Source organism: Nostoc sp. 106C (genome assembly GCF_002154725.1).
Classification (GTDB): Bacteria; Cyanobacteriota; Cyanobacteriia; order Cyanobacteriales; family Nostocaceae; genus Aulosira.
In genome coordinates this window covers 78,276-91,708 of sequence record NZ_MTAW01000169.1, presented here as the reverse complement: position 1 = coordinate 91,708, position 13,433 = coordinate 78,276, and the positions used below count along the sequence as shown (strand labels likewise).

At 39.2% G+C, this 13,433-nt stretch carries 12 protein-coding genes; 7 read left to right on the top strand and 5 right to left on the bottom strand.

The window, feature by feature from the left end; translation table 11 throughout:
- Nucleotides 1-129: 129 nt before the first annotated feature.
- Nucleotides 130-909 carry an ion transporter gene (locus BV375_RS25760; RefSeq protein ID WP_086765747.1) on the bottom strand — a complete coding sequence of 260 codons (780 nt, stop codon included), beginning with the start codon at nt 907-909 and terminating at the stop codon, nt 130-132.
- A 91-nt stretch (nt 910-1,000) separates the two neighbouring features.
- Here BV375_RS25760 and BV375_RS25755 point away from each other — a divergent pair, with 91 nt between their 5' ends.
- Nucleotides 1,001-1,426, top strand: a complete 426-nt coding sequence (locus BV375_RS25755) for a nucleoside deaminase (protein WP_086765744.1) — start codon at nt 1,001-1,003, stop codon at nt 1,424-1,426.
- A gap of 59 nt (nt 1,427-1,485) precedes the next feature.
- On the opposite strand, the gene BV375_RS25750 is transcribed toward BV375_RS25755, so the two are convergent.
- Together BV375_RS25750 and BV375_RS25745 are read right to left on the bottom strand one after the other, a co-directional pair.
- Nucleotides 1,486-2,148: a response regulator transcription factor gene (locus BV375_RS25750; protein WP_086765743.1), complete on the bottom strand. Its 663-nt coding sequence runs from the start codon at nt 2,146-2,148 to the stop codon at nt 1,486-1,488.
- A complete protein-coding gene (locus BV375_RS25745) occupies nt 2,145-3,353 on the bottom strand; it encodes a sensor histidine kinase (protein ID WP_086765741.1) in 1,209 nt (402 codons plus the stop codon). Before BV375_RS25745 ends, BV375_RS25750 begins: the two co-directional genes overlap by 4 nt.
- A 338-nt stretch (nt 3,354-3,691) precedes the next feature.
- Here BV375_RS25745 and BV375_RS25740 point away from each other — a divergent pair, with 338 nt between their 5' ends.
- The 5 genes from BV375_RS25740 (at nt 3,692) to BV375_RS25720 (ending at nt 6,942) form a co-directional block, all read left to right on the top strand.
- A complete protein-coding gene (locus BV375_RS25740; protein WP_086765739.1) occupies nt 3,692-4,261 on the top strand; it encodes a hypothetical protein in 570 nt (189 codons plus the stop codon).
- Nucleotides 4,262-4,527: 266 nt separating this feature from the next.
- Entirely contained in the window at nt 4,528-5,049 is a 522-nt protein-coding gene (locus BV375_RS25735; RefSeq protein WP_086765737.1) for a Coq4 family protein, read from the top strand.
- 75 nt (nt 5,050-5,124) lie between these two features.
- Complete coding sequence (gene sipA / locus BV375_RS25730) at nt 5,125-5,388, top strand: regulatory protein SipA (protein WP_086765734.1); 264 nt, start codon at nt 5,125-5,127, stop codon at nt 5,386-5,388.
- 31 nt (nt 5,389-5,419) lie between these two features.
- The gene (locus tag BV375_RS25725; protein ID WP_086765732.1) at nt 5,420-5,989 is read left to right on the top strand and encodes a peroxiredoxin; all 570 of its coding nucleotides are present in this window, start codon (nt 5,420-5,422) and stop codon (nt 5,987-5,989) included.
- A gap of 362 nt (nt 5,990-6,351) precedes the next feature.
- Nucleotides 6,352-6,942 carry a 2OG-Fe(II) oxygenase gene (locus BV375_RS25720; RefSeq protein WP_086765730.1) on the top strand — a complete coding sequence of 197 codons (591 nt, stop codon included), beginning with the start codon at nt 6,352-6,354 and terminating at the stop codon, nt 6,940-6,942.
- A 430-nt stretch (nt 6,943-7,372) separates the two neighbouring features.
- On the opposite strand, the gene BV375_RS25715 is transcribed toward BV375_RS25720, so the two are convergent.
- Entirely contained in the window at nt 7,373-9,823 is a 2,451-nt protein-coding gene (locus BV375_RS25715; protein WP_086765728.1) for an ATP-dependent Clp protease ATP-binding subunit, read from the bottom strand.
- A gap of 291 nt (nt 9,824-10,114) precedes the next feature.
- Here BV375_RS25715 and BV375_RS25710 point away from each other — a divergent pair, with 291 nt between their 5' ends.
- The gene (locus tag BV375_RS25710) at nt 10,115-10,411 is read left to right on the top strand and encodes a DUF3288 family protein (RefSeq protein WP_086765726.1); all 297 of its coding nucleotides are present in this window, start codon (nt 10,115-10,117) and stop codon (nt 10,409-10,411) included.
- A gap of 221 nt (nt 10,412-10,632) precedes the next feature.
- Here BV375_RS25710 and BV375_RS25705 read toward each other — a convergent pair whose 3' ends face one another.
- Nucleotides 10,633-12,609: a response regulator gene (locus tag BV375_RS25705; RefSeq protein ID WP_086765724.1), complete on the bottom strand. Its 1,977-nt coding sequence runs from the start codon at nt 12,607-12,609 to the stop codon at nt 10,633-10,635.
- Nucleotides 12,610-13,433 lie beyond the last annotated feature (824 nt).

The window sequence follows — 13,433 nt, the reverse complement described above, 5'->3', positions numbered from 1 at the left end:
AAATTGAAATGAACAATGTATTACTACACCATGAGTTACAACGTTTACGGAAACTATTTGCATTACAGTTATACTACACGTACCACACTATGTAAAGCTCTACTCCAATGACAAATGACAAAGGACGAATTACTTAGATAACTTCGCGCCACACCTTTTACAAAATCCTGCATCTGCATCGTGAAAAGCTAAACCGCATCCAGAACAAATTATTTCTACTTGGTTAGCAGTTTTCACCAATCGTTTAATTAAATCACCTACTTGCCAAGGAATTAGTGCAATACCTGTCAAAATCATCAATACTGTTAGTCCACGACCTAATTCTGAAGCTGGTGTCACATCACCAAAACCCACAGTTGTCATTGTGACAATCGAGAAATACAATGCATCCAAAAAAGTAGTGAAAACTTGTGGATTTACAGGATGTTCAACTTGATAAATTAAGCCTGAGTAAACAAATATAATGGCAAATAATGTAAATAATATGCGGACAAATATAACTCCATCTTCACTGCTAACACTGCCAAAGAAAAATCTTTGATCGATAACTCTAATTAATTTTAAAATCCGAAACCATCGCAGCAATCGAATAAAGCTTAGATCTACTGCTCCCAAAAAAAATGGCAAAATTGCTATTAAATCAATAATTGAATATAAGCTGAGAAAATACTTAATTTTATTTTCCGCGCTCCATAGACGCATTATGTATTCAAATACAAAAATTATAAAAATAGCAGTATCTACAATATTTAATTGGAAACGGACAGAATCAGGAATATTATAAGTTTCTGCCACAAAAATGCCTGATGACAAAAAAACTAGTCCGGCAATAGTTAAATTAATCCCTTGACCTACTGGTGTATCTAGATCTGTTAAGTAGAATTCGGCTTTTTCTCTGCTAAGTAACATAATTGACACTAGCTTTTTTTCAGTAGTTCGCAGAAATAATAATCAAAATGAGATATTCTTAACAAGTATCTTTTTCAACTTCCTAACTATTATGAACCATGAAGATTTTATGCATCTAGCACTGACAGAGGCAAAAAAAGGTGATGCTCCTTATGGTGCAGTGATTGTGAAAGATAACGAAGTAGTTGCCGTAGGTCATAATACTGTAAGACGAGATAACGATCCATCTGCTCATGCAGAAATCAATGTTACTCGTAGTTTAACAGCTAAACTTAAAAATCCTTCTTTGGAAGGTTATAGTATCTATACAACTGGCGAACCTTGTCCAATGTGTGCAACCGCTTGTATTTGGACGGGTATATCAGAAATTGTATATGGTGCTTCAATTCAAGATTTGATTTCTGTCAATCAGTCACAAATTAATATATCTTGTGAAGAGGTAATCGCTAAGTCATTTAGAAATATCAAGGTGACTAAAGGCATTTTAAAAACAGAATGCCTGAAATTGTTTAAATAACCTTATTACTTAAATAAGAATAACTTACTTTGTCTTCTACCCTGCGTAGAATAAAAAAGTTAATCAGACTCAGTTAAATAAGACAAATATGTATTAGCAAAAATTGCTGCTTGTGTGCGATCGCGTAAATTCAAGCGATTCAACATATTGGTGACATGATTCTTCACTGTACCCTCAGAGATGTAAAGTTTTTGGGCAATTTCGCGGTTACTAGCACCTTGAGCAATTAAGCTTAAAACCTCTTTTTCTCTAGGAGTAAGTTCTGCCAAACTAGGCGGTATTGGTGGTGACTGGGTTGCTTCTAAACTAGGAAATTGAGCCAAAAGTTTTTTAACTATTCCTGGACCTAGTTGAGTATAACCTTTGTCAACGGCGCGAATAGCGAAAGCTAATTCTTCTGATGGTGTATCTTTTAGTAAATAACCCATTGCACCATTTTTGAGGGCTGCTTTCACATATTCATCATCGTCAAAAGTTGTTAATACTAAAACTTTAATGCCGCTAAAACGCTTATGAATTTCTCTCGTAGCTGCAACTCCATCCATAATAGGCATTCTAATATCCATCAATACTACATTTGGTTGTAATTGTGCAACCAAATTAATTGCCATCTCACCATTTTCTGCTTCTCCCACTACTTCTAAATCTGCTTCTAGTTCTAATAATGCTCTTAATCCTTGCCGGATTAAGTTTTGGTCATCTACGAGCAATACTTTTATCATTTATTCAACCTTATTTGGGGAATATCAACTGTAATTTTACAACCATAGCCAGGAGCACTTAGAATATTAAATACACCTCCGATCGCTAGAGTGCGATCGCGCATACTTTGCAATCCAAAACCAGTAGTATTTTGTTTAAAATCAAAGCCTTTACCGTTATCCTGAATGCTTAAACGTAAACTTCTAGGAGTTTTCTCTATTTCTATTCTAACTTCTGTTGCTTGCGCATATTTGGAAATATTTGTCAATGATTCTTGAATAATTCTATAAATAGCAATTTTAAGCTCATTGGGTAAAGATTCTTCTAAATTAATGATACAAATTGGTGAAAAACCATTTGCATGTTGAAAATCTTCTAATAATCCTTGAACCGCTTGTTCTAAAGATTGCTCTTGCAAAGGATGAGAACGCATAGTAGAAATAGATTGTCGGACATCTTGTAATGCTTTAGAACCTAATTCTTTGGCTCTAACTAAAAAACTCTGAGCTTTATTTGGATTAGATTGTGAAAGTTTTAAAGCAGTTTCTAATTGTAGATTTAAGGCTGTTAACGAATGTCCTAAAGAATCATGAATTTCGCGAGCAATGCGATTACGTTCTTCTAGGGTTGCTTGATTTTCAATTCGTAGAGCATATTGACGAAGTTTCTCATTAGCAATAGCTAGTTCTTCACGACTTTGACGTTCAGATAATACTGTATTCATCAACAGTAATACAAAAATTAAACTTAACCCAAATAAGAGAGCTAGGCTCAGGGTGAAGAATTGAAAACGCTCTTGTGCTTGTGGCGATATTGGAAAGTTATGCAACCTTTGCTGTAATGTTAGTAAAAATAAAATAAATGATATAAATGTAACTACCAAACGCCCAGGTAAATTAAAAATTAAGCAACTGCGAGTTACCAAAATTATGTAAATAAAAGGAAAAAGCCTAGAGGCCCTCCCACCAACAAAGCCAGTTATTAAAATTAATAAAACTTCACTAGCAGTATAAATTATTTTAGTGATTTTATTACCTGTGGGCAGGCGCAAGCCCATTAAGCCAAAAATAATCAAACTTGCAGTTGCAATTTCTGGAAACCGACTAGAAAATTTTGGTGAGGGATATGGCATGACAGCGCTTATAGTAGCGATCGCTAGTAATATCCACTCCAAATAAAGTAGAAATCGAAAAGGATGATTCTGAAATTGAATTGGACGTTTCATATTATTTAAATTTAAATGTATTAATGACTTTTATCATAAGGAGATTGGCATATATTAAAGGTAAGTATTCTTATTTATATTTCATGATAGTTTTAAATTAAATTGCGCGGATATACTTAGTTATGTGCAATGTATTTAAAGATAAATCTAAAAAATATCCACTATGTAAGCAGTTTTATAACTCTAGTTTAATTTACATTAAATGACTAGTATTATTGCTCACAAATAAATAATGACTAAAGTCATGGGTGTATTCATGACTTTCTCCTCATGTAGTTGGTAAAGATGACTTCTTATGATGGTGACATCCAACAAGGAAAAAACACACGAGGTTATCCATGAAAGTTAAAGCATTATCACTAGTAGCTGGAGCGATCGCCTTAACTTTAGCTGCTACCCCCTTTGCAGTCAAAGCGCAATCAGGCTTTTCTTCTCATAGACTAGTTGCACAAGCCACAAATGGACAAGTTCCCCATAACCGTAAAGGGCCTTGGGCAGAATTGGGATTAACAGATACACAAAAAAGCCAAATTCAAACAATTCAACGTGATACCCGCAACCAAATTGAACAGCTTATTCTACAAAGAGTCAACTTTACTCAAGAACAAAAAGATAAGTTAAATGAATTAAAGGCACAAAGAGGTCAATGGCAGCGAGGTCAGCGCCAAGCAGGCCAACAAAGAGGTCAGGGTTCCAAGAGAGGTTTTGCTGCACTAAATCTAACTGAAGAGCAAAAAAATCAACTTAAGCAAGTAATGCAGTCATCAGAAGTTAAGCAAATCAGGCAGTCTTCACAACAAAAGATTCAAGCATTATTAACTCCCGAACAACGGACAAAACTTCAGCAATTGCGTGAAAATGCACGTGCGCGCTGGCAACAACGCCGTAACCAAGGAACAACACCTTAAAACCCCGTATTGTTGAGCAGCTTTTGCTAAATAAATAAAGCCAAATTACCACTGTCTACCGCATTTTTATTACCTTTAATTATCGGAGAATTTATTAGCAATGAATTAACTACAAATCTTGACCTTATTATTCTATTAAATATAGAGTAATTAAACATTTATAAACCCGAAAATGACTGAGCAATTATGTTCAGTCATTTTTCATAACAATAGTAATTAATCCAAATTTAGATAGAGTTAATCTACGATATTTTAAACACAAGAGTATGATGCAATCCCCCACCACAGCTTCTAATCCTGTTCCTCGCTTGCAACAGCTGTTGGATTTACTTGATCGCCAAGCTGAAGTACACGGACTAGCTGTTCCTCAAATTGTCTACATAGAGAAATTGCGAGTGCTTCCTCTGGGGACTTTTGGTAGGACCTTGGCTGACTTCTTGGAGCAAAACAACCTCAAACCCTTCACTACAGGTCCTCGCCGCAAACAACTCCACGATGGGATTCACGTGATCACAGGTTATGGTACAGACTTTATAGGGGAAGCAGAAGTTCAGGCCTTCCTATTAGGAACTAAGTTTCAACTAATTAATCTGATGCTAGGGCTAGCACTGTTACGCATCATTTACAAAAACCAACCACAGCAGCTTAATTGGGACAGACTATGGCAAGCATACCAACGAGGTTACCACTCTCACTTAGATCCAGATACTTGGCAACCAGAATTACTTTGGCACTTACCTTTGGCTGATGTACAAGCTTTATGTGGTCTAGCCAACCGTCAGAATTAAAAAAATTGGGTAGCCCCTAGCAAAAGATCGGAGTTTTGAGTTATGAGTTAATTCAAAACTCTTTGTTTTATCAAAATGTCTAAAGAATTTACTATTGGTAGTAAAGTCCGGGTTGTAGCACTACCAGCTTACGTCAAAACTGCTGAACCCATGCCTATGCTCCGTCCCCCTGATGTGATTCACCTTGGTGAAGAAGGTACAGTGATAGACCGTCGTCCTGGTGGATATTGGGGTATTCGCTTTACCAAGGGAACTTTTCTTCTTGATAGCCAATACATCGAAAGCACAGATATCCCTCCCGAATCTGAACCAGAGCCAAATAGCAACGAAGAATTGTAAACTTGTGTAAAGTTATAATTCTTATCTGCACATGATTTCTCGTCGCACTTTTTTGAGCATATTATTCGCCAGCTATGTTGCTATTTTCAGTTGGCTAAACTTTACTTCTGTTGCTGATGCACTTGGTGGTAAACTCCCAGCAATTAATCAACCTGCACCAGAGTTTACTTTGCCAACCAACACAGGTAACGGTACAATCTCCCTTTCCCAATTGCGTGGTAAGTGGGTAGTGCTTTATTTTTACCCGAAAGACTTCACCTCTGGTTGCACGATAGAAGCGCGTCGTTTTCAGCAAGATTTGCCCAAATACATCGAAAAGAATACGCAAATTATTGGTGTCAGCGCGGATGATGTTGATTCTCACGCTGAATTTTGTGATTCAGAGGGGCTAAAATTCCCTCTGTTGGCAGATACCACTGGCGCAGTGAGTAAAGCTTACGGTTCTTGGATTGGTTACGTCTCTATGCGCCACAGTTTTGTCATCGATCCAGAGGGCATTTTGCGCGAGACTTTTGTTAAAGTCAATCCTAGTGTTCACAGCACAGAAGTACTGGCGCGACTTGAGGAGTTGCAAGGCAAAAACGAGGGGAGTAATGTGTAGTAAGAATTAATTGCAGTTGATGGCGATCGCAAATGCCTAAAATTAAGATTATTACTTAGGTATTTGCGTAGACGCGTACTGCTTCGCAGAACCCGCAGGCATCGCTAAATTATCAGGAAGAATCACAATGGTTAAATCAGCCCTAAAAATTCTAACCGTTGATGAATTTATTACTCAATACGGCGATTGCGATCGCTACGAACTAATTGATATTGTTCCTTACCAATAATTTTGGCTACGGCTAGAGAAGCTGATATGAAGTGACAAATAGTTGAAAACATTGCGATGACTATTGGCAGTATTGTGATTGAAACTATGAAAAATGATGTGCGTCATTACAAAAAATGCACTCATCTTCAACCATGACCAAGAAAAATTTGCTTGGCAACGAAATTTTCACGTTGGATAATATTCTCTCACCACAAGAATGCGCTGAGTATATTACTTTAACCGAAAACATTGGTTATACAGATGCTCCGATTAATACCATCCGAGGTTTTGAAAGACGTCCCGACATCCGCAATAATCAGCGTGTCATTTTAGATGACCAAGAACGAGCTTTTGATTTATGGCAGCGAATGTCAAATCTTATACCTAATACTATTGGGCAATGGCAAGCGTTGGGGCTGAATGAGCGTTTTCGTTTCTATCGCTACGACCCAGGTCAGAGGTTTGCGCTTCATCATGATGGTTCTTATCAGCGACCTAACGGCGAGGAAAGTTTATTGACTTTCATGATTTACCTGAATGAAGGTTTTGATGGTGGTGAAACCCGTTTTCATCTTCCACGTCGATATTATGAACATTTACTTACTATCGCTGTGGTTCCAGTTACAGGTATGTCTTTGTGTTTTGTCCACGAACTAGTACATGAAGGTACTCCTGTTATCCAAGGACGAAAGTACGTTTTACGCTCAGATGTGATGTACCGTCGAATGTCGGAAGTCTATTGAACTACTCATTAGTGGGGCGATCGCAGTTGGAAGTGATTGAATTGCTGCTTGCTGGTGGTGAGTTATACCAAATTTGAAAAAAGAATGCGACAGATTGTAGGGGCACGGCACTGCCGTGACCTCTAGAATATTTATTGATGTGTCGCAAACATTATTTGATTTGGTATTAGAAGCTTTAACAAATCGACTTCATCCTATTGCCAGAACACCGATTCATTAATCCTGAATACTGAATCGGTATTCTAGAAAATAGTATTTCGTCCCCATCCAACAACTCCCTAAAAAAAACCCTGGTAGAAATACCAGGGTTTTAAAGAGCTAATACCATTTCACTTCAGTTCTATCAAAGATACTCCTCTCTCGCTCTTCTGCGGCAGGCAGGATGTGGAATGGTTCTCATATGTTACAGCAAAAGTGACACGGTATAAAATTAGCCAACATTTGCTAACAGTAACTCCCGTTTTTCTGATTTTTGGATTTGTACTTGACCATCATCGTCAACATCAGCAATGGCTGTGTCTCCACTAGCGACTTGACCGGATAGCAAAGCTTCAGCCAGAGAATCTTCTAAAAGGCGCATAATGGCGCGACGTAATGGTCTAGCACCGTAGCTGGGGTTGTAACCTTCTTGAACTACACGTTCTTTGAAGCGTTCTGTGACTTCTAAGGTAATTCCCTTCTCTGTCAAGCGACCAGCAACTTCACGTAAGAGGATGTCAGCAATTTGCTTGACTTCATCCTTAGAAAGCTGAGTGAAGACAATAATCTCATCAAGACGGTTGAGGAATTCTGGACGGAAGTAAGCTTTAAGTTCTTCATTCACCAAGTTACGGATGCGGTTGTAACTAGCATCGGCTTGGTTGTCGAAATCGAAGCCTAAACCACCGCCACCTTTTTCAATCACCTTGGAACCGATGTTAGATGTCAAGATGATCAAGGTGTTCTTGAAGTCTACTTTGCGACCTTTGGCGTCGGTAAGATGACCGTCATCTAAGAGTTGCAGCAGCATATTGAATACATCGGGGTGCGCCTTTTCGATTTCATCGAATAGCAGCACTGTGTATGGTTTGCGCCGCACGGCTTCTGTAAGTTGTCCGCCTTCGTCGTAGCCTACGTAACCAGGAGGTGAACCAATCAGCTTGGATACGGTGTGGCTTTCCATGTATTCGGACATATCTAGGCGAATCATGGCTTCTTCTGAGCCGAAGAAGTAGGCGGCTAGTGCTTTTGCCAATTCTGTCTTACCAACTCCAGTAGGACCGGAGAAGATAAAGCTGGCGATGGGTCGATTGGGGTTCTTTAACCCAACTCTGGCGCGACGGATGGCACGAGATACAGAGGTAACTGCTTGTTCTTGACCGATGAGCCGTTGATGAAGTGTGTCTTCCAGATGCAACAGTAGCTCAGATTCTGATTCTGTGAGCTTGTTGACTGGGACACCAGTCCAGGAAGCTACGATTTGAGCGATGTCTTCCTCATCTACGATGGGAGTTTTGCCTGATGTAACAGTTTGAGTCTCGGCGTGCAGTTTTGCTTGCAGTTCCAATTCTTGATCGCGTAGCTTACCAGCTGTATCAAAATTTTGGATTCTGACTGCATCTTCTTTGGCTTTGGTAACACCAGCCAATTCGCGCTTCAGTTCTTTGTTAGGAGAAATCTGAGAGTTGCGCAGACGCACGCGAGAACCTGCTTCATCAATCAAGTCTATTGCCTTATCTGGCAAGAAGCGATCGCTAATGTAGCGATCTGACAGTTGGGCAGCTGCGACTACAGCAGCATCAGAAATTGTCACTTTATGATGTTGCTCATAAGCTCCCCGCAGGCCATAGAGAATCTCGATGGTTTCGGCTACTGTGGGTTCGCCTACCATAATCGGCTGGAAACGCCGCTCTAAGGCTGCATCGCGCTCAATGTGCTGACGGTACTCATCTAAGGTGGTTGCGCCGACACACTGGAGTTCACCCCTAGCTAAGGCAGGTTTAAGGATATTGGCTGCATCTAAGCCGCCTTCTGTTCCCCCAGCACCGACTAACGTATGAATTTCGTCAATCACGAGGATGATATTGCCGACAGTGCGAATCTCATCGACGATTTTCTTGATGCGTTCTTCAAAATCTCCCCGGAAACGAGTTCCTGCGACTAGCAAGCCCATATCGAGGCTGATTACTTGCTTGTCTTGCAAAACTTCAGGAACATCTTGGTTGATTATCCGTTGCGCCAGACCTTCTGCGATCGCTGTTTTCCCAACTCCAGGTTCACCAATCAACACGGGATTGTTTTTAGTGCGGCGTCCGAGAATTTGAATGGCACGTTCAATTTCTTTATCGCGACCAACAATTGGGTCTAGCTTACCTTCTTGTGCCAGTTTACTCAGATTTCTGCCAAACTCTTCTAGACTGAGTGTTTGGGTGCGCTTTGGACCATTACCCGCAGCGTAAACTGTTGCGTTTTCACCTAAATAACGAATCACCGCAGTGCGGATGCTCTTGAGGTCAACCCCGAGATTTTGCAGTACTTTGGCGGCTACACCTTCACCAGCCTCGGTTAAACCTAAGAGTAAGTGTTCTGTATTAATGTAGTTGTGCCCCAGTCCATGAGCTTCTTTAAACGATTGCTCAAAGAGGCTTTTTACTTTAGGAGTAAAAGGAATTTCTGGTGGTACAAAGCCAGAACCCCTACCAATAATTTTTTCGACCTCGCGACGTGCGTCTTTAAGAGTAACGCCCAATTCGGTCAGCACTTTAGCAGCAACCCCAGTTCCTTCTCCCATCAGCCCGAGGAGAATTTGCTCTGTTCCTACAAAGTTGTGTCCCAGGCGACGTGCTTCCTCCTGAGCTAGCATAATTACTTTAATTGCTTCGGAAGTGAAGTGTTCAAACATAGCGGGTTCTTGCTCCCTTGCTGCTTGGCTTTGGGTGAAACATCATTCACCCTTATCTAAACTTTCATGTATTTTCTTAATGACAATGTATCTTTATTTAAAGTTCAATGACAGTAGTGAGAGCCGTAAGAGTTAAGGTGTGGTTGCCGTCGCTAACGCGCTGAGTGGAATATTGAGTAGGTGAGAAGTTGTGGATTTTACATTTACCTCTTCAGTGTTGGTTTTTGGCTTCTCTACTCTTGATCTCTCAGCTACACTTAAAACTCAGGACTCATAACTATAGGAATGACGATGGCTGAAGCATCCGGAAGTAAAGACCAACAGCATCCTCTTCACAACCGCGATCGCCCCACTATTGATATTTTACTAGCTCAAGAGGCGACAGACTACAATTTAGCAGAACTAGCTCGGCTCTTGATTCGTTATCAAGGCTTCCCTGGCGCGCGTGACATCCAACAAGATTTAAATAAAGTCTTGCAGCGTTGGGGTTTAACACAAGCACAGTTGTTTGAGAAAACTTGCCAGATCCACGATGTTGGAGGAATTTATAAAAGTCGCGGCAAAAAGGAAGAACAGGACTGGAATTAGTTACAATAATTCGTAATTCGTATTTGTAATCAGTGGTTGCCCTGTATCTCAATTAACCCATTCGTTTTAAAACCTGGAGTTTTTCGAGAGAGGATATTGTTCGGTCTTGACTTAAGTTCTGCTCTCTACCCTCATTACAAAAAACTACGATTTTCAAATTAAATATGAATTACGAATTAGTAATTCTCTGTTCAAGTCTAAATACTATGTTGCGTGTGTTTTTAACGTGAGTTTGCATAAAGCGTAACCTGTACACTTTTTAACAATTCTTGAGATGTATAGGGTTTTGGTAAAAAGGTTGTGATGCTGTTATCTAGAGTTGCAATTAATTCATGATTAGAAGTTAAACCGCTAACTACTACAATCTTAACTTCAGGATTAATTTTTTTCAGTACACGGATAGCCATTGGCCCATCCATAGATGGCATCATCATATCAATTAAGACTACACTAATCTCTACTTTATGTTTTGTATATAACGCGACTGCCTCAATTCCATCTTTAGCGACTAAAACCTTATAAGCATTTTTTTCTAAAGCAGTTTTAGTAATCTCCCGAATCGACTCTTCATCATCAACAACCAGAATCAATTCTCCATTTCCTGTGGGTAACTCATCATACCCTGTTAATATATTTTCTGTTTCAATTGTCTGTGTAGCTAATAAATAAATCTGAAATTCTGTTCCTTTCCCCACTTCGCTTACTACTTTCACAAAACCATTGTGACTTTTAACAATCCCCATGACTGTTGAAAGTCCCAGTCCTGTGCCTTGACCGACTTCTTTTGTTGTGAAAAAAGGCTCAAAAATCCGATCGATTATTTCCTTGGAAATACCCTTGCCTGTATCGGATATGGTAAGCATTACATAAGGACCAACCTGAGCATCAATATTCCTGCGAGCACATTCGCTGTCAATCCAAACATTCTTGGCAGAAATCTTCAGAATACCGCCGTCTGGCATAGCATCACGAGCATTAATACAAAGATTCAATACTACTTGGTGGAGTTGATTAGCATCACCTGAGATGTTCCAAAGGCTTTGCTTGGGAATATCGACATGTATTGCAATAGATTTAGAAAATGTCTGTTTAACAATTTGTTCAACTTCAGAAATGACATCGTTTATCTCTAATGTACTAAATTTTCCTTCGAGTCCTCGAGAAAAACACAGCACATGTTTGACTAAATCTGCTGCTCGTTTAATATTTGTTTCTAGTATTGCCAGCCATTGTTTGCTATTTTCATCTGCAAGTTTGATTTCTAAGAGTTGAACTATCATCAACATTGGTGTCAGCGCATTATTTAAGTCATGAGCAATACCGCTTGCTAGAGTTCCAATACTCTCCATACGCTGTGCTCGCAGAAACTGCGCTTCGAGTTGTTTTTTCTCTGTAATATCAGTGTTAACAATTAATATAGATTTAGGTTGTCCTGCAAAATCGGGCATCACTGTCCAACGACTAGCAACGATAATTTCTTTACCAGCTTTTGTAGTTTGATGTAAATCACCTTCCCACAAGCCACAGTTCATTAAACTTTTTTGAATGTCTTGCAGTTGAAATAATGTCTCCTGTTGATACAGCAGTTTATTAGCATTTCTTGTGAGCACTTCTTCTTGATTCCAACCATACAGACGTTCAGATCCTTGATTCCAAAATCGGATTTGATTATTCAAGTCTTGCACGATAATTGCATCTGTTGTGATATCTAATAAAGCTGCTTGTTCACGGATTTTCTGTTCTGCTTGCTTGCGTTCAGATATTTCCGCTTCCAAACACTCATTTTGCTCGGTAAGTTTTTTCGTGAGGTTTTGCAGGCGCATGTGAATTTGAATGCGAGCTAAAACCTCGTCATGTGCCAGTGGTTTAGTGATGTAATCTACTGCTCCCAAATTCAACCCTTTAACTTTATCAACCTTATCCACAAGTGCAGTTAAGAAAATTACCGGAATATTTTGAGTTGCTGAATTGCTTTTTAATCGTCGGCAAGTTTCAAAACCGTCGATTTCTGGCATCAACACGTCCAATAAAATTAAGTCTGGTGAGGCATATTCTGCCATCTCCACTGCACTTATGCCATCTTCAGCTACTAAGACTTTAAACCCTGATTCTTCTAGAAAATCGAGCAATAATTCTAAATTAGTAGGGTTATCATCAACGATTAAGATGACACTTTGGTTAGTAGCATTATCACTCATTAATACCTCTAATAAATGTTAAAAAAATGGCGAATTTATTTATTTAAAAAATTAGCAAGTTGATAGATATGGGTGGCAAATAGCATCTATTGTCAATCTCTATCTTCCACCTAGTAGCTTCGATTGACAATAGCTCGTAGATCACACCTCATTGTTACATCAACGAAGCTAGCAATCTCCTTACTAGGGAGAACTATAAGGGTTGTTGGCAGTAGTAAATCTGAAGTGGGAAGTGAATTCTTCCGCTCGTTTTCTTGATCAACCCATTCCCAGCCTAAATGCATTTTTCAGTTTTCTTAAAGATCCACTTACCGAACAGGTTTGGGTAGAAAACCGTCACAACCAACTTCCTTAGTATCTTGGCGATCGCAATCAACAACGCTAGCGGAAACAGCAATTCCTATGATCCCTTTTAAGTCTAGTATTTTCCTGAGCTATAAATAACTTCAATGCTGTCCATTACAGACATCACCAAGTTTGTGAAAACTGTGCAAAGGTGCAGAAGGGGTTAGGTAGTTTTTTATGCGTCTTGGTGTACGCAGTTAGTAACGGTTATCTAAAAAACACTCCTTTGCCCATGAACTTAAATGATGGACGGTTAATTACCACTTCCATTCCTGTTTCTTTTGTCTTACGAGTCTTTTTATGAATTTATCAAAAGAGCAAAAATACTTCTGCTATTTTTGCTTGAGCAATGCTAATGCTTGGATTTTAATGTGAAACCGGAATTTTTCTTGATGATAACCTACTTTAAACACTGGTTTTAAAAACTGTTTATAAAAGAAATATTAAATAGATTGTCTTTAGCTCATCAAACTACCTAA